The sequence below is a fragment of the Microbacterium sp. bgisy189 genome, assembly GCF_965345345.1.
In the GTDB taxonomy this organism is placed as follows: Bacteria; Actinomycetota; Actinomycetes; order Actinomycetales; family Microbacteriaceae; genus Microbacterium.
Genome location: NZ_CBDRMZ010000002.1, coordinates 71,050 through 96,612, shown reverse-complemented (window position 1 = coordinate 96,612; position 25,563 = coordinate 71,050). Strand labels below are relative to the sequence as shown.

At 69.7% G+C, this 25,563-nt stretch carries 23 protein-coding genes; 8 read left to right on the top strand and 15 right to left on the bottom strand.

Features of this window, described 5'->3' with window-relative positions; translation table 11 throughout:
* Positions 1-5 precede the first annotated feature (5 nt).
* The 6 genes from ACSF8R_RS03495 to ACSF8R_RS03470 are packed head-to-tail and all read left to right on the top strand — an operon-like array spanning position 6 to position 6,426.
* Positions 6-1,322, top strand: coding sequence for an ABC transporter permease (locus tag ACSF8R_RS03495; RefSeq protein ID WP_434810810.1), 1,317 nt, complete (start codon positions 6-8; stop codon positions 1,320-1,322).
* Entirely contained in the window at positions 1,319-2,596 is a 1,278-nt protein-coding gene (locus tag ACSF8R_RS03490; RefSeq protein ID WP_434810472.1) for an ABC transporter permease, read from the top strand. Before ACSF8R_RS03495 ends, ACSF8R_RS03490 begins: the two co-directional genes overlap by 4 nt.
* Positions 2,597-2,604: 8 nt before the next feature.
* Positions 2,605-3,006: a cytidine deaminase gene (locus ACSF8R_RS03485; protein ID WP_434810470.1), complete on the top strand. Its 402-nt coding sequence runs from the start codon at positions 2,605-2,607 to the stop codon at positions 3,004-3,006.
* Entirely contained in the window at positions 3,003-4,295 is a 1,293-nt protein-coding gene (locus tag ACSF8R_RS03480; RefSeq protein WP_434810469.1) for a thymidine phosphorylase, read from the top strand. The genes ACSF8R_RS03485 and ACSF8R_RS03480 overlap by 4 nt, the downstream gene beginning before the upstream one ends.
* Before the next feature lie 36 nt (positions 4,296-4,331).
* On the top strand, positions 4,332-5,447 hold the full coding sequence (locus tag ACSF8R_RS03475) for an adenosine deaminase (protein WP_434810468.1): 1,116 nt from the start codon (positions 4,332-4,334) through the stop codon (positions 5,445-5,447).
* A 43-nt stretch (positions 5,448-5,490) separates the two neighbouring features.
* Positions 5,491-6,426 carry a hypothetical protein gene (locus tag ACSF8R_RS03470; RefSeq protein ID WP_434810467.1) on the top strand — a complete coding sequence of 312 codons (936 nt, stop codon included), beginning with the start codon at positions 5,491-5,493 and terminating at the stop codon, positions 6,424-6,426.
* Between the two features lie 127 nt (positions 6,427-6,553).
* On the opposite strand, the gene ACSF8R_RS03465 is transcribed toward ACSF8R_RS03470, so the two are convergent.
* From ACSF8R_RS03465 to ACSF8R_RS03420, 10 genes are all read right to left on the bottom strand, one after another.
* Complete coding sequence (locus ACSF8R_RS03465) at positions 6,554-7,435, bottom strand: hypothetical protein (RefSeq protein WP_434810466.1); 882 nt, start codon at positions 7,433-7,435, stop codon at positions 6,554-6,556.
* Positions 7,436-7,821: 386 nt separating this feature from the next.
* A complete protein-coding gene (locus tag ACSF8R_RS03460; protein WP_434810465.1) occupies positions 7,822-8,775 on the bottom strand; it encodes an SDR family oxidoreductase in 954 nt (317 codons plus the stop codon).
* Positions 8,772-9,755, bottom strand: a complete 984-nt coding sequence (locus tag ACSF8R_RS03455) for a bile acid:sodium symporter family protein (protein WP_434810464.1) — start codon at positions 9,753-9,755, stop codon at positions 8,772-8,774. The genes ACSF8R_RS03460 and ACSF8R_RS03455 overlap by 4 nt, the downstream gene beginning before the upstream one ends.
* Entirely contained in the window at positions 9,752-11,077 is a 1,326-nt protein-coding gene (locus ACSF8R_RS03450; RefSeq protein ID WP_434810463.1) for a flavin-containing monooxygenase, read from the bottom strand. Before ACSF8R_RS03450 ends, ACSF8R_RS03455 begins: the two co-directional genes overlap by 4 nt.
* Positions 11,078-11,150: 73 nt before the next feature.
* Positions 11,151-12,302, bottom strand: coding sequence for a mannitol-1-phosphate 5-dehydrogenase (locus ACSF8R_RS03445; RefSeq protein ID WP_434810462.1), 1,152 nt, complete (start codon positions 12,300-12,302; stop codon positions 11,151-11,153).
* Positions 12,299-12,739 (bottom strand): PTS sugar transporter subunit IIA, encoded by a 441-nt coding sequence (locus ACSF8R_RS03440; protein ID WP_434810461.1) that lies wholly within the window; start codon positions 12,737-12,739, stop codon positions 12,299-12,301. The genes ACSF8R_RS03445 and ACSF8R_RS03440 overlap by 4 nt, the downstream gene beginning before the upstream one ends.
* Before the next feature lie 111 nt (positions 12,740-12,850).
* Complete coding sequence (locus ACSF8R_RS03435) at positions 12,851-14,449, bottom strand: PTS mannitol transporter subunit IICB (RefSeq protein ID WP_434810460.1); 1,599 nt, start codon at positions 14,447-14,449, stop codon at positions 12,851-12,853.
* Positions 14,446-16,116, bottom strand: coding sequence for a phosphoenolpyruvate--protein phosphotransferase (ptsP, locus tag ACSF8R_RS03430; protein WP_434810458.1), 1,671 nt, complete (start codon positions 16,114-16,116; stop codon positions 14,446-14,448). The genes ACSF8R_RS03435 and ptsP overlap by 4 nt, the downstream gene beginning before the upstream one ends.
* A gap of 20 nt (positions 16,117-16,136) precedes the next feature.
* A complete protein-coding gene (locus ACSF8R_RS03425; protein ID WP_434810457.1) occupies positions 16,137-16,409 on the bottom strand; it encodes an HPr family phosphocarrier protein in 273 nt (90 codons plus the stop codon).
* Positions 16,397-16,777: a PTS sugar transporter subunit IIB gene (locus tag ACSF8R_RS03420; RefSeq protein WP_434810456.1), complete on the bottom strand. Its 381-nt coding sequence runs from the start codon at positions 16,775-16,777 to the stop codon at positions 16,397-16,399. The genes ACSF8R_RS03425 and ACSF8R_RS03420 overlap by 13 nt, the downstream gene beginning before the upstream one ends.
* Positions 16,778-16,884: 107 nt before the next feature.
* Here ACSF8R_RS03420 and ACSF8R_RS03415 point away from each other — a divergent pair, with 107 nt between their 5' ends.
* On the top strand, positions 16,885-18,831 hold the full coding sequence (locus ACSF8R_RS03415; protein WP_434810455.1) for a BglG family transcription antiterminator: 1,947 nt from the start codon (positions 16,885-16,887) through the stop codon (positions 18,829-18,831).
* Positions 18,832-18,932: 101 nt separating this feature from the next.
* Here ACSF8R_RS03415 and ACSF8R_RS03410 read toward each other — a convergent pair whose 3' ends face one another.
* From ACSF8R_RS03410 to ACSF8R_RS03395, 4 genes are read right to left on the bottom strand one after another with little or no spacing between them, the layout of a single operon-like run.
* Complete coding sequence (locus ACSF8R_RS03410) at positions 18,933-19,508, bottom strand: GNAT family N-acetyltransferase (RefSeq protein WP_434810454.1); 576 nt, start codon at positions 19,506-19,508, stop codon at positions 18,933-18,935.
* A gap of 22 nt (positions 19,509-19,530) precedes the next feature.
* A complete protein-coding gene (gene moaA, locus ACSF8R_RS03405; RefSeq protein ID WP_434810453.1) occupies positions 19,531-20,628 on the bottom strand; it encodes a GTP 3',8-cyclase MoaA in 1,098 nt (365 codons plus the stop codon).
* A gap of 3 nt (positions 20,629-20,631) precedes the next feature.
* The gene (locus ACSF8R_RS03400; protein WP_434810452.1) at positions 20,632-22,305 is read right to left on the bottom strand and encodes a phospho-sugar mutase; all 1,674 of its coding nucleotides are present in this window, start codon (positions 22,303-22,305) and stop codon (positions 20,632-20,634) included.
* Positions 22,302-23,135, bottom strand: coding sequence for a purine-nucleoside phosphorylase (locus ACSF8R_RS03395; RefSeq protein WP_434810451.1), 834 nt, complete (start codon positions 23,133-23,135; stop codon positions 22,302-22,304). Before ACSF8R_RS03395 ends, ACSF8R_RS03400 begins: the two co-directional genes overlap by 4 nt.
* An 80-nt stretch (positions 23,136-23,215) precedes the next feature.
* Between ACSF8R_RS03395 and ACSF8R_RS03390 the strand changes: the two genes are divergently transcribed.
* Entirely contained in the window at positions 23,216-24,661 is a 1,446-nt protein-coding gene (locus ACSF8R_RS03390; RefSeq protein ID WP_434810450.1) for an NAD(P)H-quinone dehydrogenase, read from the top strand.
* A 12-nt stretch (positions 24,662-24,673) separates the two neighbouring features.
* On the opposite strand, the gene ACSF8R_RS03385 is transcribed toward ACSF8R_RS03390, so the two are convergent.
* Positions 24,674-25,513, bottom strand: a complete 840-nt coding sequence (locus ACSF8R_RS03385; RefSeq protein WP_434810449.1) for a hypothetical protein — start codon at positions 25,511-25,513, stop codon at positions 24,674-24,676.
* Positions 25,514-25,563 lie beyond the last annotated feature (50 nt).

Sequence of the window (25,563 nt, the reverse complement as noted above, 5' to 3'; positions counted from 1 at the left end):
GCGCCATGACCACGCAGACGCCGGCAGAGGTTCCGCCGCCGTCGACATGGCACACCACTCTGCGCCAGATCACCCAGGGCAATGCGCTGATCTCGGTACTCGCGATCATCCTCGCCCTGCTCGTCGGCGGCGTCATGATCGCCTTCACCGACAAAGGCGTGCAGGCGGCCTCGGGCTATTTCTTCGCGCGACCGCTCGACACGATCGTCGCCGTGCTGGATGCCGTGGGCGGTGCGTACGCTGCGCTCTTCCAGGGGTCGATCTACAACTTCGGCGCCCCCGACTTCCTCCGCGGCATCCGACCGTTCACCGAGACCCTGACGTTCGCGACGCCGCTGATCGCCGCAGGTCTCGGCGTCGCGCTCGCGTTCCGCGTCGGCATGTTCAACATCGGTGGCCGCGGCCAGATGCTGCTGGCGGCAGCGGGCGCCGGCTGGGTCGCGTTCGCGCTCGACCTCCCCTGGGGCCTCCACATGATCGTCGCCCTCGTCGTCGGTGTCGCCGCCGGCGCGCTGTGGGGCGGCATCGCCGGGTTCCTCAAGGCCCGCACCGGCGCCCACGAGGTGATCGTGACGATCATGCTCAACTACATCGCGTACTACTTCGTATCGTGGATGCTGCGCACCCCCGGGCTCCTGCAGGCCCCCGGCTCGAGCAACCCGAAGACGCCGCCGATGAAGGACACCGCCGTCCTCCCGGATCTGCTGGGCCCCGGCTACAACCTGCACTTCGGCTTCATCCTCGTGATCCTCGCGACCGTGCTCGTGTGGTGGATCCTGCGCCGGTCAAGCCTCGGCTTCCAGTTCCGCGCCGTGGGTGAGAACCCCAACGCCGCGCGCGTGGCGGGTATCAGCGTGCCGCGCATGTACATCTACGGCATGCTCATCGCCGGTGGCCTCGTCGGCCTCGCCGGTGTCGTGCAGGTGCTCGGCACCACGACCACCGGCTTCACCTCGGGTGTCGATGCCGGCATCGGGTTCGACGCGATCACCGTCGCGCTGCTGGGCCGGTCGACTCCGTGGGGCACCTTCGCCGCCGGCATCCTGTTCGGCGCCTTCAAGGCCGGCGGCTACAGCATGCAGGCTGCCGAGCAGGTGCCGATCGAGATCGTCACCGTCGTGCAGGCGCTCATCGTGCTGTTCATCGCGGCGCCGCCGCTCGTGCGCACCATCTTCTTCCTGCCTTCCGACGAGCGCGACCGCCGTCGCCGTGAGAAGGCGCGCAAGAAGGAACTCAAGGCGAAGATCGCCGAAGACGCCGCCGCAAGCGAGGAGGCAGCCGCCGACCACGTCGACGCCGCGACCGAGGAGGTGTCGAAGTGAGCCACGCCACCGTCTCGACCACCGATGCGCTGCCCAAGACGACCATCGTGCGCAGTTGGAAGACACCCATCGCGCTCGCCGTCTTCACGGCGCTGTTCGCCCTGTTGCTGATCGCCGCCCCGCGCGGCGGTGAGACGACGTTCCGCGTCTCGACCGCGGCCGACGCCATCCTCCTGCCCGACGTCGTCGCACCGGTCGGATTCACCGGTTGGGCGTGCGTCGTGCTCATGGCACTGCTCGCGGCGGGCTCGGCCTGGCTCGTCCGCTCGGTCGGCAGGTCACCCCTGTGGGTCGTGAGCGTGTTCATCATCGTCGGCGTCGTCGGCTTCCTCACGTGGGCGGCCTCCGGTGGCACCGTGCCGGTCGCGAACCTGCTCGCCGGCGCGCTGCTGGGCGCGATGCCGCTCATCTTCGGGGCCCTCGGCGGTGTCATCGGTGAGCGAGCCGGTGTCGTCAACATCGCGATCGAAAGCCAGCTGCTCGCAGGAGCGTTCACCGCCGGCGTCATCGCGAGCATCACCAAGCAGCCGCTGTTGGGCCTGGTCGGTGCGGCGTTCGCCGGTGTGCTGGTCGCGGTCGTGCTGGCCGTGTTCGCCATCAAGTACCTCGTCGAGCAGGTCATCGTCGGTGTCGTGCTGAACGTGCTCGTCGCGGGACTCACGAGCTTCCTGTTCACGCAGGTGCTGCAGCCCAACGCCCAGACGCTGAACAACCCGACGCGCCTGCCGCGCATCGCGATCCCGTTCCTGAGCGAGATTCCGGTGATCGGGCCGGTGTTCTTCCGCCAGACCGTCATCGTCTACCTCGCCTACTTCATCGTCGCCGCGGTGTTCGTCGCGATGTTCTACACGCGCTGGGGCCTGCGTCTGCGCGCGGTGGGCGAGCACCCGCAGGCAGCAGACACGGTCGGCATCAACGTCAACGCCACCCGGTTCTGGAACGTGCTGCTCGCCGGCGCGATCGCAGGCCTCGGCGGCGCACTGTTCACCGTCGGCGGCGGCATCGCCTTCGGCAAGGAGATGACCAACGGTGCCGGCTTCATCGCCCTCGCGGCGGTCATCTTCGGCCAGTGGCATCCGATCAAGGCGACCCTCGCGGCGCTGCTGTTCGGCTTCGCATCCAACCTGCAGAACACGCTCAGCATCATCGGCTCGCCGGTGCCGAGCGAATTCATGCTCATGCTTCCGTATCTCGTCACGATCTTCGTGGTGGCCGGTGTCGTCGGAAAATCCCGCGCACCCGCCGCCGACGGCGTGCCGTACATCAAGGGGTGATCGATTCCGTGACCGACATCGACTGGGACGAACTGCGCCACGTCGCCACCGACGCCATGCAGCGGGCCTACGCGCCCTACTCGCGCTACCGCGTGGGCGCTGCCGCACTCGTGAGCGACGGACGCATCGTGTCCGGCTGCAACGTCGAGAACGCCTCGTACGGCGTCGGCCTGTGCGCCGAGTGCGCACTCGTCGGCGACCTGCACATGTCAGGCGGCGGGCAGCTGGTCGCGTTCGTGTGCGTCAACAACGACGGCGAGACGATCATGCCGTGCGGGCGATGCCGCCAGCTGCTGTACGAATTCGCGCTGCCCGGGATGCTGCTCGAGACCGTGTCGGGCATCCGCACGATCGATGAGGTGCTGCCCGACGCGTTCGGTCCGCGCGACCTGGAAGAGGGCGCCCGATGAACGCCGTCGAGCCGTTCGACGCCGTCGACGTCATCCGCACCAAGCGCGATGGCGGCGCCGTCCCCGAGGACGCGCTGCGCTGGATGATCGACGCCTACACGCGCGAGTACGTGGCCGATTCGCAGATGGCGGCGTTCGCGATGGCGGTGCTGCTCAACGGCATGACCCGCGACGAGATCCGCGTCATGACCGACGCGATGATCGCGTCGGGGGAGCGCATGCGCTTCGACGGCCTCGTCAAGCCCACCGTCGACAAGCACTCCACGGGCGGCGTGGGAGACAAGATCACGTTGCCGCTGGCACCGCTGGTCGGCTCGTTCGGCGTCGCCGTGCCGCAGCTGTCGGGTCGCGGGCTCGGCCACACCGGTGGCACCCTCGACAAGCTCGAGGCGATCCCCGGCTGGCGCGCCGCACTCAGCAACGACGAGATGTTCGAGCAGATGCGCACCGTGGGCGCCGTCATCTGCGCCGCAGGCTCGGGCCTCGCGCCCGCCGACAAGCGCCTGTATGCCCTTCGCGACGTCACCGGAACCGTCGAAGCGATCCCGCTGATCGCCTCGAGCATCATGTCGAAGAAGATCGCCGAAGGCACCGACGCCCTCGTGCTGGACGTGAAGTTCGGCTCGGGCGCGTTCATGAAAGACGTCGACAAGGCCCGCGAGTTGGCTCGCACGATGGTCGCCCTCGGCACCGACTCCGGCGTGGCCACGACGGCGCTGCTGACCGACATGAACACTCCCCTGGGGCTCGCGATCGGCAACGCGAACGAAGTGCGCGAATCGGTCGAGGTGCTCGCCGGCGGTGGCCCCGCCGACATCGTCGAACTCACCGTCGCCCTCGCGCGTGAGATGCTCACCCTCGCCGGTCAGCCCGACGCGGACGTCGAGGCTGCCCTGCGCGACGGCCGTGCGATGGACACGTGGCGCGAGATGATCCGCGCGCAGGACGGCGACCCCGACGCGCCCCTACCGACCGCAAACGAGACGCACACCGTTACCGCAGATCGCGACGGCGTGATCACGAGCATGGCCGCCCTGCCGTTCGGGGTGGCCGCCTGGCGCCTCGGCGCCGGCCGCGCCCGCGCGCAGGATCCGGTGCTGCACGCCGCCGGCATCGACCTGCTCGTCAAGCCCGGTGACACCGTCACCGCAGGCCAGCCCATCTTCACGCTGTCCGCCGACGACGACACCCGCTTCGGGCGCGCGATGGACGCCCTCGAGGGCGCGTGGGAGATCGGGGCGGAAGCCCCGGCATCCACCCCGCTCGTGCTCGAGCGCATCACCGCCTGATCTTCTCCCGCCCTCCCACCACCCCAGAGGACTGACATGGCCATCGACCAGCACGGCGACCGCAAGCTGCAGGGCGTCTCGATCCGCTCGCTGCCGAAGGTGTCGCTGCACGACCACCTCGACGGCGCCGTGCGGCCCGCGACCATCATCGAGCTCGCAGAGGACATCGATCTCGACATCCCCGAGACCGACGCCGACGACCTCGCCGACTGGTTCGAGGAAAAGAGCGACTCCGGGTCGCTCGTCGAATATTTGAAGACATTCGACCTGACCACCGCCGTCATGCAGACCGCCGACGGGCTGCGCCGCGTCGCCAAGGAGTTCGTCGAAGACCTCGCCGCCGACGGCGTCGTGTACGGCGAAGTGCGGTGGGCGCCCGAACAGCACCTCTCGCGGGGGCTGTCGCTCGAAGCCGCCGTCGAGGCCGTGCAAGAGGGCATCGAAGAAGGCGAGGATGCCGTCGATGCGAACGGCGGCGACATCCGCGTCGGCCAGCTCATCACCGCGATGCGCCACACCGACCGGTCGCTCGAGATCGCGAAGCTCGCCGTCGACTTCCGTGGTCGCGGCGCCGTCGGATTCGACATCGCCGGCCCCGAAGACGGGTTCCCGCCGTCGAACCACCGCGAGGCGTTCGACTACCTGGCATCCGAATTCTTCCCCGTCACGGTGCATGCCGGCGAGGCCGCGGGGCTCGACTCAATCCGCTCCGCCCTCATCGACGGTCGCGCGCTGCGCCTGGGCCACGGCGTGCGCATCGCCGAAGACCTCGACGTCGTCGGCCGCTCGGGCGAAGAAGTGCGCGTCACCTTCGGCGACCTGGCCCGCTGGGTGCGCGACCGCGAGATTCCGCTCGAGCTGTCACCCTCGTCCAACCTGCAGACGGGCGCGATCGCGGCATGGGGCGAAGAGCTCGCCGACCACCCCTTCGACCTGCTGTACCAGCTCGGCTTCGCCGTCACGGTCAACGTCGACAACCGCACGATGAGCCGCACGTCGCTCACGCGCGAGCTGTCGCTGCTGGTCGACACGTTCGAATACACGCTGGAAGACCTCGAGTCGTTCCAGCTCAACGCCGCCGCCGCAGCATTCCTCTCGGTCGAGGAGCGCGAAGAGCTCATCGAGATCATCGCCGACGGCTTCCGCGCCTGACCTTCCTGCCGGGAGCGAGCTGCCCGGTGGATAGGGTCGAAGCATGGGGAACGCACGGGATGAGCTGCGCGAGGTCGCGGCCGCACGCACCGCACGATCAGGCCTCGAACGGCAGCTCCAGGCGATGCTGGCGAGACGGGGCGAGACCCGGCAGCGGGTGTCTGGCGCAGAAGCCGCGCTGGCTGCTGAGGCACGCGACGTTGCCAAGCTGGAGTCGTTCTCGCTGACCAAGGTCTGGGCGAGCCTGCGCGGCACCGACCTCGACGACTTGCAGCGTGAGCGCGCCGAAGTGCAGGCCGCGCAGTACGCGCTCGCCGAGGCGCGGCAAATGCTTGCCGATCACGACGCGAGCGTCGCCGACCTCGAAGGCCGACTCGCAGCGTTCGGCGACCTCGACGCGCGTCACAGCCGGGCACTGGCCGCACGGGAACATGAGATGCGCGCGGGTGACGGTGCGGCCGAGGCGCTCGACCAGGTCGCCGAGCGGCGCGGTGCACTCCACGCCGAGGTCGTCGAGCTGCAGCAGGCGATCGAGGCGAGCGTGCACGCCGACGCGGCCCTCGCCGCAGCCGAAGAGTGTCTCGACAGCGCCTCGGGGTGGGCGACCTACGACACGTTCTTCGGCGGCGGGATGATCGCCGACCTCGTCAAGCACGACCGCATGAACAAGGCCGCCGATCTCATCCGCCGTGCCGACCGTGCCCTCGCCGAACTGGGCGCCGAGCTCGCCGACGTCGGGATGGCGGCGGCAGGCGACCTCGGCATCGACGACTTCTCGCGCGCACTCGACATCTGGTTCGACAACATCTTCACCGACTGGGCGGTCCGCGACCGCGTCGTGGCCGCCGCACAGCGCGTGCAGCAGCTGCGCGCCGGAATCGCCGGCATCCACACCGACCTCACCGCCCGCCTGATCGCCGCCCGCGCCCGCGACGCCGACCTCGTCGCCGAGCACGAGCGCCTCCTCGCCGCCGACTGACGCCGAGCCGCAGCCGGTGTTGCCGCGTGTCGTGCGCCATGAAGAAGCGTTCCCCCGGCGCCGAACTCCTGAGAATCCGGCGACGGCGGGCTCGAACCACCCCCATACGGTTCCGCGGCGCGATTCCTCAGGAGTTGCGCCCAATGCACGGGCGCGGGCGTCGAGTGGACGACCTGGAGTCAGCCCGGGGTCCTTGGGCAAGCGCTGCGCGTAGCCAGCCGATGATGAGATCGGGGTGGTACAGCACGTCTTCAGTGAGGAGGCGCAGCGGGGTGTAGCCGAGCGCGATGGCGGCGGCGTCGCGGCGTCTGTCGCGTCGATGGTCTTCCCATGAGCCATGAAACTCCTCACTGTCGCATTCGATGATCAGCCAGCCGTCGACGAGCAGGTCCACCCGCCCGACACCGCGGATGCGGACCTGGAGTTCCGCGCGATATCCGAGCGCACGCAGCATGAGTCGAACCAGCGTCTCAATGCCTGATTCGGCTCGGCGATCCAACAGCGGCCGCAGTCGGCGGTGCCGCCGCGGGACGAGCGCGAACACTTCCGCCAGATCAGCCTCATCGACAAGACCGCGGTGCCACGCGCTGTCCAGCGTCGCGATTGCGGCGCGAGGTGATTGGCATCGGATGGCCTGCGCGAGCGCCTCAGTGATCGGTACTTCCAGATCGTCGCGGCCCGCATCGCTCGGGCGCCAGTGGCGGGTGGCATCGTCGGGGCAGGCCGGGAGACGGCTCGCAGTCGGCGCGACCTGCACGTGGAGCCGGGCGTGATCCTGGACGAATACACCGAGCCGTCGCAGCCGAGAGATGCAATCCAAGCGCGCGCCGAGTCGTGCTGCGGCAAGGATCGGGCTTGGGACGTCGGGTGCAACGAAGCGGCCGCGGCGAACACGGACGAGCGCTCCTTCGTGGACAGCGTCAGCGATCGCTCGGCGACCTATGCCGTCGTGTCGCAGCTGTGCTGTGCTGAATGAACGCACGGTCGGGGGCGGAGCGGAGTCGAACATAGGCCGAAACTGCCACCTTGGAGTCGCCGCTGACGCGCCCGTCGATCAAATTGTGGATGACCCGGTAGATCGCCGCGTCGTGGAGGAAGCGACGCGCAGCACAGCGATGCGACACATCGCGGGTCGAACTCCGGAGTTTCGTGGCCAGCGGCATCCAATCGGCAGCACCCGGGCATGTCGATGACCAGAACTCAGGAGTTCGGCACGGCTCGGGGCTCGCCGCGCCGTGCCGTGGTCGCCATCGGCGACCTGACCCGGTTGCCTGTTCTCGGAGGGAGAATCCGGCCGAACTCCTGAGATCTGGGCGTCGCTGGGTCAACAACCGGTGTCTCGCGCGCGACGGCGGTGAGAACTCCTGAGTTGCGCGTCGGTGCGGCCCGGGCGGGTCAGCGGCGGGTGACGGCGGGGTTGGCGGCGAGGTAGGCCTCGAAGGCTTCGCGGCTCGTGCGGCGGGGCGTGTAGCCGAACTCTGTCTTGAGGGCGTCGTTGGCCAGCACCGGGCGGTACCGCAGGAATCCGACCTGCTCGGGGCCGTGCACCGTCAACCGAAGCGCGTTCGCGACGCGCAGCGCGGCCGCGAGGACGCTGGCCGGGACCACGAGCGTCGGTTTGCCGAGCCGGCGCGCGATCTCGGGCACGGTGACGCTGCCGTCGCCGGCGACGTTGTAGACGCCGGGCGGGCCGTCGGTCGCGGCGCGCGCCATCGCGGCGGCGACATCGTCGACCCAGACGAACACGAACGGTGCGTCCGAGCCGGCGACGCGCAGGATGCTGCGGCCGTCCCACAACCTCGTGATCTGGTTGCGGACGGTCGGGCCGAGGATCGTGCCGATGCGGAAGACGACCTGCTCGAGTTCGGGGTGCGCCGCCCGGTACGCGCCGAGCAGCTGTTCGACGAGTCGCTTGTGGCGCGCGTACGGAAACGCGTCGTTGCCGCGCAGCGAATCGGACTCGCGCAGCCACGGCGGGTTGTCGGCGTGATAGCCGTACGCGGCGCCGGACGACGACACGACGATGCGCCGCACCCCGGCTGCAAGGCACGCCTCGAGCACGTTGTGCGACCCGTCGACGTCGACGTGGTATTCGGTCTCGTGGTCGCGGCCCGGATTGACGATCGCCGCGAGGTGTACGACGGTGTCGATGCGGTGCCGGTCGAGCAGCGGCGGGATGCCGCCGGGGTCGACGACGTCGCCGCGTTCGTAGACGACGCCGTCGACGGGTTCGACGGGATCTCGCACGTCGGCGGCCACGACGAGTTCAACGTCGTCGCGCGCTGTGAGGGAGCGGGCGACGTGGGTGCCGAGGAACCCGCAGCCGCCGGTGATCAGGACGCGGGTCACGTCGCGGGCTCCGCGGGGCTCGACGCGGCGTCGGGTGCGGATGCCGTGGCGTGGCGGGTCGCGTCGCCCGAGACCGAGCCGGTGCGGCGCTTCGTGCCGCGAGCCCACAGGGTCGCAACGACGAGCCCGGCGATGATGTCCCAAATGCCCCACCATCCGGCGACGATCGCCATGCCGCCGAGGCCGCCGAAGAACGAGAACACGATGCCGAGGCCGAGGCCCGCGTTGCGCACGCCGACCTCGAAGGTGATGGCCTTGCGCTCGCGGGTGCCCATGCCGCCGACGGCCGCGGTGGTGTAGCCGATCGCGAAGGCGACGGCGTCGTGGATGGCGACGGCGAGGACGATCACACCGAGGAAGGCGATGAAGATCTGCCAATTGCCGGCGAGGGCAGCGACGATGAACACGAGCAGGGCGGCGAGCGAGATCCAGCGGACGAACGGCTGTACGCGGGCGGCGAGCGTCGGCAGCTTGGCGCGCACGGTGAGCCCGACGACGAACGGCACCCCGATGATGAGGGCGATCTCCAGCAGCATCTGCGCGGGGTTGAGGGCCACGACGTGCAGCAGGACACGGGTGTCGTCGCGCAGCGACCCCCAGAACGCGATCGACAGCGGCATGGCGAACAGGTAGAGCAGGTTGCCGACGGCGGTCATCGACACCGACAGCGCCACGTTGCCGCCGGCTCGGTGGGTGAGCACCTGCGAGATGTTGCCGGCGGGGCAGCAGGCGACGAGGATCATGCCGAGCGCCATCGACGGCGTCACCGGCAGCAGGAACGTCAGGCCGAAGGTCACCGCGGGCAGCACGAGCAGCTGCGCGATCAGCGCGATGATCATGGGCTTCGGCTTGCGCAGCACCGCTTTGAAGTCGCTGGGGGCAACATCCAGCGCGATGCCGAGCATCAGCAGGCCGAGCACGACGTTGAGGATCATCAGCGTCGCGGGGGTGAAGTTCAAGACGACGTCGTCGGGGTTCATCGGGTGCCCCTTCGTCGAGGGTGTCGGGGGTGCGACGCGGGCTGCAGGGATGCCGTGGCGTCGCGTACGGCGCGCCGGTAGGCGTCTTTGTTGACGTAGTACGACATGCGCTGCAGTGCGAGGTAGCGGTAGCCGCCGGTGAGGTCGGGCCACGGCTCGTCGGTGACGCGGGCGCGGAAGGCTGCGGCATCCGCCTCGGCGGCGGAGAGGTACGCGGCGATGAGCTCCGCCTGCTCGTAGCGGCCCTGCCAGCCGATGCCCGAAGCCTCGATCATGCCCATGACGAACAGGCCGTTGAACCCTGGCGGGAAGACATTGAGGAACAGGTGCGGCGCCATGCCGCGCCAGTTCAGGTGCTCGCGATCGACGAAGGGGTAGTCGAGGGTGTAGCCGGTCGCGAGCAGCACGGTGTCGTAGTCGCCGCTCGTGCCGTCGCGGAAGTGCACTCGTTCGCCGTCGAAGCGCGCGATGTCGGGCCGGATGCGCAGGTCGCCCTGCCCGAGGTGTCCGAGCACCTGGGTGTTGACGATCGGGTGCGATTCGTAGATGCGGTAGTCGGGCTTGGGAAACCCGAATCGGGTGGGGTCGCCGGTGAACGCGCGCAGCACCCTGGTGTCGACGAACTGCTTGATGCGCGCCGGCAGCGGCCGGCCCTGGTTGAGGGTGTCGGAGGGGCGCCCGAACAGGTAGCGGGGCACGAAATAGTAGCCGCGGCGCACGCTCATATCGACGGATGCCGCGTGATGCACGGCATCCACTGCGATGTCGCAGCCGGAGTTGCCCGCCCCGATGATGAGCACACGTCGTCCCGCCAGCGACGTGCCCCGCTTGTACTGCGACGTGTGCAGCAGCTCCCCGGTGAACGCGCCGGGGAAGGTGGGGATGCTGGGCTCGGCGAGTGTGCCGTTGGCGAGGATGACGCCGGCGAAGGTCTCGGTGTGCTCGCCGTCCGGCGAGGTCGCGGTCACGTCCCAGGAGCCGCCTTCAGTGGGGGAGAGCGCCGTGACGCGCGTGTTGAAGCGGAACAGCCCGGTGAGTGCGAAGGCGTCGGCGTAGTCCTCGAAGTACTGCTTGAGCACGCGGTGATCGGGATAGTCCACGGTCGTCCGCATCGGGAACTCGGCGAACTGCGTCGTCGTGCGTGACGAGATGAGGTGCGCCGACTCGTACATCGTCGAGCGGGGATTGTCGATGTCCCAGAGGCCGCCGACACCGTCCGACGCTTCGAACCCGGTGACGTCGAGTCCTGCCTTGGTGAGCGCCCTGGCCGCGGCGAGCCCTGACGGGCCTGCGCCGATCACCGCGTAGCGGCGTGCTGCCATGGCGTGTATTCCCTCGTACTGAGCGGCCGCATCGGGCTGCGGCCGCTCAGGCAATGCTATCGAGGGGGTGTGCTCAGGTGAGCGCCGCCTGGCGGGCGGCGACGATCTCGACGATGCGTGGATGCAGTGGATGCGAGGGCTCGAGGCCCGTGACCTCCGCGGTGAACGTCACCGCATCCTGTTCCCGCAACAGGCGCTGCAGCTCGACCGACTGCTCGTCGGCGGGATCGTCGAACTCGAGCGCGGCGGCCATGGCGGCGACCAGGGCGTCGACACCGAGCCCGCGCTCGGCGGCTTCTGCGGCGGGCCCGACGAACCGTTCGTGGCGTGAAAGTTTGCGCAGCGGTTGGCGGCCGACCCGACCGACGGTGTCGGGCAGTTCGGGGTTCGCGAACCGGCGCAGGATGGTCGCGCGGTAGTCGGCGAGTTCGGCGGCGTCGAGCCCGTGCTTGGCCTCGAGCAGCGCCGAGGTCTCTTCGAGGGCGGAGGCGACCTTCGTGCCGATCGCCGGGTCGGCCAGTGCATCCGAGACCTGCTCGATGCCGGCCTGCGCACCGAAGTACGCGGTGGTGGCGTGGCCGGTGTTCACCGTGAAGAGCTTGCGCTCGATGTACGGTTCGAGGTCGTCGACGAAGTGCGCCCCGGGAATGTTCGGCGGGTCGTCGCCGAACGGGGGACGCTCGATGGCCCACTCGAAGAACGGTTCGACCGTGACATCCACCCCTGCCCCCGCGGGCTGGGCGGGCACGATGCGGTCGACGGCGGTATTGGCGAACACGGCACGCGATGCCACGGCATCCCACCCGTCGCCGGCGAGGGCGACGATGTGCTCGCGCAGCTGGTCGGTCGCACCGATCGCGTTTTCGCACGCCATGACCTGCAGCGGTGGCGCGGCGGGGTCGCGCAGGGCGAGCCCGGCGAGGATGTGGGGCGCCACGAACTTCAGGATCGTCGGGCCGACCGCCGTCGTCACGACGTTCGCGGTCGCAACGGCGTCGGCCACCGCCTGCGGGTCGTCGGCGCTGTTGATGGCCGAGAACCCGGTGACCACCTTGTCGGTGCCGCCGTCGCCGACCTCGTGCACCGTGTACTCCGAGGCGTCGTTGATGGCGTCGACGAGGGGAGCGGCGACGTCGGAGAACACCAGCTCGTAGCCGCCCTCGTGCAGCAGCAGCCCGACGAAGCCGCGGCCGATGTTGCCCGCGCCGAAGTGGACCGCTTTCATCCCTCGTTCACCGACGCGACGAGTGCGAACAGCTCTTCGGGCGTGCCGGCCGCCTTGAGCGCGGCGACCTCGTCGTCATCCGAGAACAACAGCGCGATCTGCGACAGGATCTCGAGGTGCTCGTCACCCTTGCCGGCGATGCCCACGACGAAGGTGACCTGCTCGCCGTCCCAGTCGACGCCGCCGTCGTAGCGCACGAACGACAGGGCCGAGTCGAGGATCGCCTCTTTCGTCTCGTTCGTGCCGTGCGGAATCGCCAGTTCGTTGCCCATGTAGGTCGAGACGGTCTGCTCGCGCTGCTGCATCGCGTCGTAGTACGCCGACGTGACCGCGCCGGCGGCCTGCAGGATGTCGGCGGCCTCGCGCATCGCGTCGTCGCGGCTCACCGAGCCTGCGTGGATGCGAACCTGCCCGACGTTGAGAACCTCACGTGCCATTGGTCTTCACCTTTCTGTTCGTGCTTGCCGGTCTGTCTGGGGCGCTTTCGAAGAGGGGCGATGGGGTCGGGGGCATCTGGCCGGCCCGACCCCACCACCGGTCTTCGGACTCTACGCGCCGTCGGAGTGCTGATCCACGACTCGCTGGACGACCTCGTCGTAGCGCGGCGAGTTCATGAAGTTGTCCACCGAGACGTGCAGGGCGCCGGGATGCTGCGCCTTCGCGCGGTCGGTGAGCTGGTTCTGCGTGATGACCAGATCTTCGGTGCCGTCGAGGTTCGCGATGGCTTTGTTGGTCACCGTGACGTCTTCGACGCCCGCCTTCTTGATCTTGTTGCGCAGCACGCTGGCGCCCATCGCCGAGGAGCCCATACCCGCGTCGCACGCGAACACGATGCTCTTGATCGGCTGGTCGGTGGTGGCAGCGGCCGGTGCGGCGGCAGCGGCCGGTGCAGCTGCGGCGTCGCCACGGAGGCCCGACAGCGCCTCGGACTTCTTGCCCTTGTTGGCTTCGGTTTGCGAGATCGCCGCTCCGAACGCGTCGCCACCGGCTGCCTCGGCGGCCAGGTCGCGCTTGCGCGATGCCCGCAGAATCACCGCCGCGACCAGGAATGTGACGGTCGCCGAGAGGATCACCGAGAGAATGACGCCGACGTAGCTGTCGTTCGCCGTCTGCAGCAGGATCGCGATGATGCTGCCAGGGGCGGCGGGTGCACGAAGGCCCGCGCCGAACAGCATGTTCGTGGTGACACCGGTCATGCCGCCCGCGATGAGCGCGAGGATCAGCATGGGCTTCATGAGCGCGTACGGGAAGTACACCTCGTGGATGCCGCCGAAGAAGTGGATGATTGCGGCACCCGGCGCCGATGCGCGGGCCGCGCCGATGCCGAAGAACGCGAACGCGAGGAGCAGTCCGACACCCGGGCCGGGGTTCGCCTCGAGCAGGAACAGGATCGACTTGCCCGAGTCGCCCGCCTGCTGGAAGCCGAGCGGCGTCAGCACGCCGTGGTTGATGGCGTTGTTGAGGAAGAAGACCTTCGCGGGCTCGATGATGATGCTCGTCAGCGGCAGCAGCCCGGTATCGACGAGCCAGCCGACCGCGCCGCCGAGCACGCGCATGATGCCGTTGACCAGCCAGGCCACCGGGTAGAAGCCGACGATCATCATGATGAGGCCCCAGATGCCCGCCGAGAACATGTTGACGAGCATCTCGAAGCCGGCCTTGACCTTGCCCTCCCAGAGCTTGTCGAGCCAGCGCATCGTGTACGCCGCGAGCGGTCCCATGATCATCGCGCCGATGAACATGTGGATCTGGCCGAGTGGGCCCTCGCCCTGCGGGTCGCTGTCGGAGGGCCACACGCCGCCGAGCTCGGCGAGTCTGGCGTCGTTGACGGCCGCGATGAGGAAGTCGGACCCGGCGATCGCACCCATGACCGCGATCGCGCCGATGACGCCGCCGCGGATCTTGTAGATCATGTATCCGGCGGTGTACGCGATGAGGATCGGCAGCAGGTAGTGGATCATCGGCCCGACGATCGTGGCGAGTGCCGGGACCGGAATCCACCCCACCTCGATGAAGAGGGCCGTGAGCAGACCCCACGCGACGAGCGCGGGGATGTTGGGCATGATCATGCCGGACAGGAACGTGCCGAATCGCTGGACCGCGACGCGTGCACCCCCGCCCGGCTTCGTCGTTGACGCCGTTGTCATTGCTGGTTCTCCTTCGGTGCGGCCGCAGCCTGCGCTGCGGCTCGGGCGGTTGCCGCATCATCGGCGGCGAGGGCGGCGTCGGCGATGCGACGGGCATCGTCGAGCGAGTGGGTGAGCAGGGTCGCGCGCACGTCGGCGAGCGCGGTGGGCGCCATCGACAGGCTCGTCGCGCCGAGCCCGACGAGCACGACGGCCAGCAGCGGGTCGGCGGCGGCTTCGCCGCAGATGCCGACCGGCTTGCCGTTCTTCGCACCACCGTCGGCGGTCGCCTTGACGAGCTTGAGGACGGCCGGATGCCAGGGGTCCTGGAATGATGCGACCGAACCGAGCAGTCGGTCTGCGGCCATCGTGTACTGCGTGAGGTCGTTCGTGCCGATCGACGCGAAGTCGGCCGTCTGCAGGATGCGGTCGGCCATGAGCGCCGAAGACGGCACCTCGACCATGACCCCCGCGGTCTTGATGCCGTGCTCGTGCGCCATCGACACGAAATAGTCGGTCTCTTCGACGTTCGAGACCATGGGCGCCATGACCCAGAGATCGGCGTCGGTGACGGCATCCGCTTCGGCGAGGGCGGTGAGCTGTTCGCGCAGGATGTCCTCGCTGGCGCGGAGGGCGCGCAGCCCTCGAAGCCCCAGGGCCGGGTTCTCTTCGTGGGCGTCGTTGAGGAACGCGAGCGGCTTGTCGGCACCGGCATCCAGCGCGCGCACGACGACCTTCTTGCCCGGGAACGCCTGCAGCAGTTCGGTGTACGACGTGCGCTGCTCCTCGATGGTGGGGGCGTGGCTGGCCGACAGGAACAGGAACTCGGTGCGGAACAGGCCCACCCCTTCGGCACCGAGCTCGACCGCCTCCTGCGCGCCGCCCGGCTTGCCGAGATTCGCGAGCAGTGGGATCGCGGTGCCGTCCGACAGTGCTCCGGGCGTGATCGGTGCGTCGGCAGCGGCACGCCGTGCCTCGGCGCGCTCCTGCGCCTTCGCGAGCTCGTCGGCGGACGGATCGGTCGTGACGATGCCTTGGGCGGCGTCGACAATCACCGTCTGGCCGTCGGTGAGGTTCACCGCGTCGGTGGCACCCACGATCGCGACGATCGACTTCTCGCGCGCCAGGATCGCGGTGTGCGAGGTCGGACCGCCGTCGCTCGTGATGAGCGCGAGCACCTTGTCGAGGTCGAGCAGCGCGGTGTCTGCCGGGGCGAGGTCCTTCGCGACCAGCACAAACGGGTGCCCGGGGTCGGGAACGCCCGGGGCGGGCAGTCCCCGCAGGCGTGCGATGACGCGCTGGGCGACGTCGTCGAGGTCGGCAGCGCGCTCGCCGAGGTAGCCGCCCATCGCCGCGAGCGTGTCGCGGAAGCTCGCAAAGGCGTCGTGCACCGCGAACTCACCCGTCTTCCCCGCCTGTACGCGGGTGCTGATCTCGTCGTCGAGCGTCGGGTCCTCGGCCATCATCGCCTGCGCCTCGAGCACGTCGCGGGCCGCGCCGCCCGCTTGCTCTCCGCGCGCCTCCAACTCGCGTGCGACGGCGGCGACCGCCTCGCGCACGCGCGCCGACTCCTCCTCCGGCGTGAGGGTGCTCGCGGCATCCTCTGGCGCGGCCAGCGGCTCTGCCATGCGTGCCACCGGTCCTTGGGCGACCCCGAGGCCGATTCCCACTCCGCGCATCGTGCTCATCGCATTCGTCCTTCCGTCGGTCACTGGTCGTGGTCGGTCGTGAGCAGCTCGGTGAGCTCGTCGAGCACGTCGTTCGCGCGGTCGTCGTCCGCGGCGAGCGTGACGTAGTCGCCGTACTCGATGCCGAGTGCGATGACCCCGAGGATGCTGGCGGCGTTGACCGGCGCGCCGGATCCCTTGCTGATGGTCACGGCGATGCCGGACTCCTTCGCGGCCTGTGCGAACAGCTTCGCGGGGCGGGCGTGCAGTCCGTGGGATGAGCCCACGCGCACCGTGCGGGTCACTTCTGCCATGTCGGCTTCCTTTCGTCGTCGCCTTCGGCGCTCAGGTCTTGGGGTCTTTGGGTTGAGGGGTCGCCGGGGGAGAGGGCTCTGTCGAGGAGGGCGAGCGTGCGGCTGCCGTCGAGGTCGCCGAACACGTCCTCGGGCAGCAGAACCGCTCGGGCACCGTGCTCGGCGGCCAGCCGGTCGATTTCGGGCATCGACGCGTTCAGGTGCGGTCCGACCATCACGATGTCGGCTCCATCGAGTCCTGCGTGCAGCGAGTGTTCGGTGCCGGCGACGGCATCCACCTGTTCGCCACGCGACTGTGCCGCTCGGCGCAGTCGCTGCGCGACGAACGTGCTGGACGCACCCGCCCCGCAGATCACGAGGATCCTCATCGATCCGCCTCCTCTGACGCCATTGTTGTGAATTCGCTGAGTACCGACAACCACTCCTGTTTCCGCAGGGGCGGAAAGTCCGCTCGTACGCATGATTGACTTGGACGGTGACCAGAGCCCGGCAAGATCGTGTGGTCGGGCTGCTCACGCGCGACGGCGACTGGATGACGGCGAGCGAACTCGCCGACGCGATCGGCGTGACGCCGCGCAGCATCCGCAGCTACGTCACGGCCCTCAATGCGCGCGTCGCCGACGGGGTCGTCGTCGAGTCGGGCCCGCAGGGCTACCGCGCGGGCGGTGGCGCATCGGCCGCGCTGCGGCAACCCGATTCCGCGACCCCACGTGAGCGCCTGCACCGGCTCGTCCGTGCCATTCTCGGCAGCCCGGACGGCGTCGACGTGCACGAGACGGCAGACGCCTTCCACGTCAGCACGGCGACGCTCGAAGCCGATCTCGGCCGTGTGCGTGCCCTGCTCGGTGGCACCGAACTGGCGCTGGAGCGGTCGGGGTCGCGGGCGACGCTGCGCGGCACCGAGATGGCCCAGCGGCGCCTGCTGAGCAGACTCGCCCACGAAGAGACCGAAGCGGGCGGGTTCGACCTGGCGGCGCTGCGTCGCTCGCTCGGCGAGGACGCGACGGGTGCCGACGCGCTCATGACGTTCAAGGCCGAGCTGGTCGCCGGGCTGGCCGACCTCGGCTACTTCGTGAACGAGTTCGGCATCGCCGATGTCATGATGCACATCGCGATCACCGTGGACCGGGTCGCGCACGGTCGCGCACTCGACGTGCCGGGTGCCGGCGAACCTGCCGAGCTGGCGCGGATCGGCGAGCTGCTCGACACGCTCGTCGACCGCTATTTCGCCGTGCGCCTCGGTGCCGGTGATCTTCGCCATCTCGCGACCCTCGTCCACAGTCGCGTCATCGCCCCCGGCGGCGCCGCGGGCACCATCGCGTCGCGACTCGAGCCCGACGTGGCGGCCGCCGTCCGCGACGTCGTCCACCGGGCTGCGGCCGAGTTCCTCGTCGACATCGAGCACGACGACTTCATCGAGCGCCTCGCACTCCACGTGCAGAACCTGCGCCAGCGCGCGCGGGAGCAGGCGTGGTCGCGAAACCCGCTGACGCGATCGCTGAAGGCGACGTACCCGATGATCTTCGAGGTCGCGGTGTTCATCGCCGACGGGCTGCGCGGACTGCTGGGCTTTCCGCCTCGGAGCGAGGCGGGCGCGGACGAGGTGCGCATGGAGGAGGACGAGATCGCGTACATCGCGATGCACGTCGGCGGTCGGCTCGAGCGCAGCGGCGCGGGGGCTCGTCGGCTCACGGCGACGATCGTGTGCCCCGGCTACTACGAGCTGCATGAGCTGCTGCGCACGAGCATCGACCGCTCGCTCGGTCAGGCCGTCGACGTCGTCGGCGTCGAGACGCGGGTCGATCCCGACTGGAACGCGATCGACACCGACCTCGTGCTCACGACGATCGACGCCCCCATTTCGGGGGACCGGGTGGTCCGCATCCCCCCGTTCCTCACCGAACCCGACATCGAACGCATCCAGACCGCGGCCGGCCGGGTGCGGCGTGCCCGCCGGCTGGCGCGGCTTCGGGTCGAGCTCGAGCGGTACTTCAGCGCCGATGCGTTCGTCGCACCGCTGTCGGGCGCGGGAGGCGAGGAGGGCGTCATCCGCGAACTCGGTGCACTGTTGGTCGCCCAGGGCGTCATCGACGACGGCTACGTCGAGCGCACGCTCGAACGCGAACGGCTCTCGTCCACCGCCTTCACCGACGCACTCGCCGTCCCGCACGCCCTCGGCATGACGGCATCGCGCACCGCGATCGCCGTCGGCATCGCCGACCCCACGATCGCGTGGGGCGACGGCCGGGTGCACGTCGTCGCGATGGTCGCCTTCTCAGAGTCCGACCGTGCGGCGTTCCAGACGGTGTTCGAGCAGCTCGTCGAGGTGTTCAGTGAGCGCGACAGCGTGCAGCGGATCGTGCGCCGCGGCACCTCGTTCGCCGCGTTCCTCGACGAGCTCGTCGCGGTGGTCGACGGCTGAGGGGAACCCGCCCCGTGCGCAACTCCTGAGAATCCGACGGCGTCGGCCGCAGAGCGGCGGTTCGGAGGGCGTTCGACTGAGAACTCAGGAGTTCGGCACGGTCAGCGGGCGAGCCGCGACAGCAGATTCAGGCGGACCGCGGGCCACTCGTGCGGGAGGATCGAGTACACGACGGTGTCGCGGAGGGTCCCGTCCGGGCCGAGCCGGTGGTTGCGCAGTACACCGTCCTGCTTCGCGCCGAGTCGCTCGATCGCTGCGCGCGACTGCCGGTTGTGCCAGTGCGTGCGAAACTCCACTGCGATCGCGTCGCAGGTCTCGAACGCGTGGCCCAGCAGCAGTAGTTTGGCGGCCGTGTTGACCGCGGTGCGCTGCACGCTCGCGGCGAGCCACGTGTAGCCGATCTCGACGTGGCGGTTCGGCTGGTCGATGTCGCAGAACGTCGTCATGCCGACGGGCTGATCGGATGCCGGGTCGACCACCGCCCAGGGGTTCATGCGCCCCGCGGCATGCTCACCGAGGCGCCGTTCGATCTCGGCATCCACGTCTGCCGGAACCGACGTGTACCAGGCGTAGGCGAGATCGGCACTCGCGGCACGGAGCCCGGCTGCGTGGTCCGTGCGCAGCGGTTCGAGGCGCACGTGCGGGTTCTCGAGCACGATCGGGTCGGTCAGCAGCATGGTGCCAGCCTACGGTCGGGGCTCAGCCGCCGATGTAGCTCATTTCGATCCGCTGCCGGGTCGCGCGCAGCTCGGGTGTGAGACTTGCGCGCTCCTCCGAGTACCGGTCGTCGCGCGCACCCCAGATGGATGCCATCGCCGCCGCCAGCTCGGGGTCACTCGCGCCGCCGCGCAGCAGCGCCCGCAGATCGTGGCCCTCGGTCGCGAACAGGCAGGTGAAGAGCTTTCCCTCCGTCGAGATGCGCGCGCGGTTGCAGGTGCCGCAGAAGGTGTCAGTGACAGATGAGATCACGCCGATCTGGCCGCCGCCGTCGCGGTACCGCCAGCGGCGAGCGGTCTCGCCGGGGACCGCGGCGGGGATCGGGTCGAGGGGGAAGCGCGCCCCGATGCGTTCGACGATCTCAGCGGCGGGCACCACGTCGTCGAGTGCCCACCCGTTGGAGGTGCCGACATCCATGTACTCGATGAAGCGCAGCGTGAACGGCGTGCCGCGGAACCGCTCGGCCATGCGTTCGATCTCGCCGTCGTTGAGGCCGCGCTTGACGACCATGTTCAGTTTGATCGGGCCGATGCCTGCCGCGTGCGCCGCGTCGATCCCGTCGAGCACCCGAGCGACGGGGAATCGGACGTCGTTCATCCGCTGGAACAGTTCGTCGTCGAGCGAGTCGATCGACACGGTCAGGCGGTCGAGGCCGGCGTCCTTCAATGCCTGCGCTTTGACCGCCAGCGCCGAGCCGTTCGTGGTCATGGCGATTTCGAGGCGGGTGCCGTCCGGTGTGCGGATGGCTGCGAGGCGTGCGACGAGGTCCTCGACGCCGCGTCGCAGCAGTGGTTCGCCGCCGGTGAGGCGCAGTTTGCGCACCCCGTGGCCGACCGCGATGCGCGCGATCCGTTCGATCTCATCGAAGGTGAGGAGCTGCTCGCGATCGAGGAACGCGTAGTCGGGGCCGAAGACCGCGCGGGGCATGCAGTACACGCACCGGAAGTTGCACCGGTCGGTGATCGAGATGCGCAGGTCGCGCAGCGGCCGGTCGAACCGGTCGGCGAGGGCACCGGTCGACGGCAGCCGAACGGCCCGCGGCGCCCGGTGGGCGTCGGAGTCGATCGGTGCCGTGGCCATCGTTCAGCCTCGGGCGGCGTCGATGATGGTGCGGGTAGCCGCGTCGAGCGCTGCAAGGCGGGCGTCGGCGTCGGATGCCGAGTCGCCGCGCACATCGAGATACGCCTTGAGCTTGGGCTCGGTGCCGCTCGGGCGGACGATGACGCGTGACCCGTCGACGAGCCACAGTCGCAGCACGTCGCCCGGGGGGAACCCGTCGACGCCGGTCAGCAGATCGTCGATGCGGTCGACCGCGACGTCACCGAATGTCGTGGGCGGTGCCGCACGCAGCGCCGCCATGATCCGGCCGATGATCGACACGTCGTCGACGCGGATGGAGACCTGACCGCTCGCGAAACAGCCGAACTCGTCCTGGAACTGCGCCAGCAGGTCGGCGACGGTGCGCCCCTCCTCGCGGGCCGCTGCGATCATGCCGAGCATCGCGACGGCAGCAGAGACGCCGTCCTTGTCGCGCACGGTCTCGGGATTGACGAGGTACCCGAGGGCCTCCTCGAACCCGAAGACGAGTCCGGGTGCCCGCGAGATCCACTTGAAGCCCGTGAGGGTCGCGTGGAAGTCGAGGCCGTGCGCCTCGGCGACGGCGGCCAGTCCCGGCGATGACACCAACGAGCAGGCCAACGACGCGCCGGGGTGCTTCGCGGCGGCCGTGCGCGCAGCACGCCACCCCAACAGCAGACCCACCTCGTTGCCGGTGAGGCGTCGCCACCCGCCGTCCGCCGACGCGTCGGGGATCGCGACCGCGAGCCGATCGGCATCCGGGTCGTTCGCGAGGATGAACTCTGCACCCGACGCACGCGCGGCCTCGTACGCGAGGTCCATCGCGCCGGGCTCTTCCGGGTTGGGGAACGCCACGGTCGGAAACCGCCCGTCCGGTTCGATCTGCGCGTCGACGACCGTCGGCAGCGGGTAGCCCGCGACTTCGAGGATGCGTGCGAGCGTCTCGTAGCCGACGCCGTGCATGGCGGTGTAGACCCACGGCATCCCTGCGGCGCCCGCGGGGGCGGGGGCCACTGTCGCAGTCGCCGCGATGTACGCGTCGATGAGCGACTCGTCGGCGACCTCGTACGCCTCCGAACGGGGCAGCACGCCGATGTCGCCGGCGTCTGCGACCCGCTGGATGTGCGCGGCGATCTCGGCGTCGGCGGGCGAGACGATCTGCGCGCCCTCGTCGGCGCCGCCGAGGTACACCTTGTAGCCGTTGTCGTCGGGCGGGTTGTGCGAGGCGGTCACCATGACGCCCGCGGCGGCACCCAGGTGCCGCACCGCGAAGGCGAGCACGGGGGTCGGCAGCATGCGGGGGAGCAGCACGGCGCGCAGGCCTGCACCGGCGAACAGTTCCGCGCTGTCGCGGGCGAACACGTCGGAATTGCGCCGACCGTCGTAGCCGATGACGACCGTCGGGGTCTCTCCCGATGCGGCCTGCTCGGCCAGGTAGCCGGCGAACCCGGCCGCCGCCTGCGACACGAGCACCCGGTTCATGCGGTTCGACCCGGCGCCGAGGCGGCCGCGCAGGCCGGCGGTGCCGAACGCGAGGCGGGTCGCGAATCGGTCGTCGAGGTCGGCGGATGCCGCGGGATCCCCGTTCTCGGCCGCCTCGATCAGCGACGACAGTTCGTCGCGGGTGACGGGGTCGGGGTCCTGCGCCAACCAGGCGCGGGCGGCCGCGAGGGTGCTCACAGCTGCCCGATCACGCGGGCGAGCAGGTCCGAGATCACCGGCTCGGCCTCGCGACCGGCGTCGATGACCTCCTGGTGGCTGAGCGGCGTGGTCTGGATGCCGGCGGCCATGTTCGTGATGAGCGAGAAGCCCAGGATCTCCATGCCGGCCTGCCGCGCGGCGATCGCTTCGAGCGCCGTCGACATGCCCACGATGTGCCCGCCGATGGTCTTCGCCATCCGCACCTCCGCCGGGGTCTCGTACTGCGGCCCGCGGAACTGGCAGTAGACGCCCTCGTCGAGCGACGGGTCGACGCGGTGGGCGAGGTCGCGCAGCCGCGTCGAGTACAGGTCGGTCAGATCGATGAACGTCGCACCCTCGAGTGGCGAGTCGCCGGTGAGGTTGATGTGGTCGCTGATGAGGACGGGCTGGCCGGGCTTCCACGTCGGTTTGATGCCGCCGGCGCCGTTGGTGAGCACCATCGTCTTCGCGCCTGTCGCGGCCGCCGTGCGCACGCTGTGCACGACCCGTCGCGGCCCGTGCCCCTCGTAGTAGTGGGTGCGTGCGCCGATGACGAGCACCCGCTTGCCCCTCGGCGTGACGATGCTGCGGAGCGATCCGACGTGGCCGGCGAGGGCGGGCTTGCTGAAGCCGGTGACCTCGGTGGCGGGGATCGTGGCGGTCGTCTCGCCGATGAGCTCTGCCGCCTTCCCCCATCCGCTGCCGAGGGTGAGGGCGATGTCGTGCTGCTCGACGCCGGTGAGCCGGGCGATGTCGGCTGCGGCCTGGGCGGCGATCTCGAACGGGTCTGCGGTCGGATCGTCGAGCGGGTTGTGCGGGGTTACGGACATGCTCCCACTGTACGAACCCGAGGGCTCCGCGTGCCACAGGCGGTGCGCGGGGGTGTCGACGTGCTGAAAGAATGGATGCCATGTCCTTGAGCTTCGAGCGCACCCAATCCGTCGCCGTCCTCGGTGGCGGGCCCGGCGGCTACGAGGCGGCGCTGGCCGCCGCTCAGCTCGGTGCCGAGGTGACCCTCGTCGAACGGGCGGGCGTCGGCGGCTCGGCCGTCATCACCGACGTCGTGCCGTCGAAGAGCCTCATCGCGACCGCCGACGCCGCCGTCGCGATCTCGGAGGCATCCGATCTGGGCGTGCAGCTGTTCGCGACGGGGGAGAAGGGCAAGCCGCTCAAGCCGCAGGTCGCGATCAACCTCGCCGCCGTCAACAAGCGGTTGCTGTCGCTGGCCCGTCAGCAATCCGACGACATGCGCGCGCAACTCGTCGACGCGGGTGTGCGCATCATCTCCGGCCACGGGCGGCTCGACGGCGAGCACGCCGTCGTCGTCTCGACCGGTCCCGGCGGCACCGACTTCGACCGGGTCGAGGCCGACACCCTCGTCGTCGCCGTCGGCGCGTCGCCGCGCGAACTGCCCAGCGCCAAGCCCGACGGCGAGCGCATCCTCACCTGGACGCAGCTGTACGACATGAAGGCGCTCCCCGAGCACCTGATCGTCGTCGGTTCGGGTGTCACGGGTGCGGAGTTCGCGTCGGCGTACATGAACCTCGGTGCGAAGGTGACGCTCATCTCGAGCCGCGAGCAGGTGCTCCCCGGTGAAGACACCGACGCCGCCGCCGTGCTCGAGAAGGTGTTCAAGCGTGGCGGCATGAAGGTCATGTCGAAGTGCCGCGCCGACAAGGTGGAGCGCACCGAGAACGGCGTCGTCGCCACCCTGTCGGACGGGCGGACGGTCGAGGGCAGCCACTGCCTCATGGCGGTCGGCTCGATCCCGAACACGGCGGCCATCGGTCTCGAGGAGGCCGGCATCCAATTGACCGAGTCGGGGCACATCCAGGTGAACCGTGTCGCCCGCACGTCGGTGCCGAACATCTACGCCGCCGGTGACTGCACGACGTTCGTGCCGCTGGCCTCGGTCGCCTCGATGCAGGGCCGGACGGCCGTCTTTCACGCGCTCGGTGACACGGTCATCCCGCTCGAGCGACGCCGCATCACGGCGAACATCTTCACCGCTCCCGAGATCGCGACGGTCGGCTGGTCGGAGCAGGACCTCGAAGAGGGCGAGATCAACGGGTTCGTGCACAAGCTGCCACTCGCCTCGAACGCACGCGCCAAGATGATGGGCGTCAAGGACGGCTTCGTGAAGATCATCGCTCGCGAGGGGTCGGGCACCGTCATCGGCGGCGTCATCGTCGCCCCGCGTGCCTCCGAGCTCATCTACCCGATCGCGATCGCGGTCGAGCGCCGACTCACGGTCGACCAGGTCTCGCGCGTGTTCGCGGTCTTCCCGTCGCTGACGGGCAGCATCACCGACGCCGCCCGGGCGATGCACATCGTGCAGCGCGACGAGCAGGCCTGACCCGCGACGCAGTCACGGTGCGGGGTACGTGACGCCCTCGTCGACGCGGAACCGCACGGCACCCGCGGTGTCGGCGCTGTCGGCGCGGAACACGAGCCCCGGTTCGGTCGTCGTCACCTCGATCGTCGTACTGCCCGGGCAGGTGAGTTCGACCGGTTCCCCGGAGGCGGCATCGTCCAGCGAACCGGTCACGCTCGCAGTGATGGTGAGGAACGTCGGGCCGTCGCAGTCCACCTCGACTGTGTGCGCGCCGGCAGGAATGTCGAGTGCGGTCTCCTCGAAGGGGTTCACCTGGTCGGTCGGGCCGAACGTGCCCACGGTCTGGTAGGCGTATGACCCCTCCGGCACCGCGAGCGCGTCGATCCAGGTGTCGTGGGTCGGCGGCGTCCCCTCGATCTCGACGACGCCGCTGGTCGTACCGGTCCCGCTGCCGCGGGCGGTCACCCGCAGCACCGGCTCGGCGGGGCTGATGGGGATGCGGTGGACCCCGCGATCGCACGGCACGTCGGCCGCGTGCGTCGTCGCGGTGGTGCGTCCGGTCAGCTCGATCGCGACCGTGAGGCCGGAATCACCCGAACAGGTGACGGTCGCGCCGGTCACCTCGGTCAGCTGTGGAAAGTCCCAGCTGATGCCACCGTCCCCGTCGCTCTCAGGCGCGTTCCGGTCGGAGCCGATCGATCCCATCCCGAGCAGGCCGTCGAGCGTCGCATCATCATCGAGCACCGACTCGGCCCACGCCCGGTCGTCCGCGATCTGCTCCTGCGACAGCGTCGGCGGCGCGATCGCGTCGCACCCGCCAAGCACCAGCATCCCCATCGCCGCCGCAACGGCGACGCACCCCCTCCGTCTCATGCGCTCACGCTAGCGCAGGGGTGTCGCGGATTCGGATGATGTCGACAGAT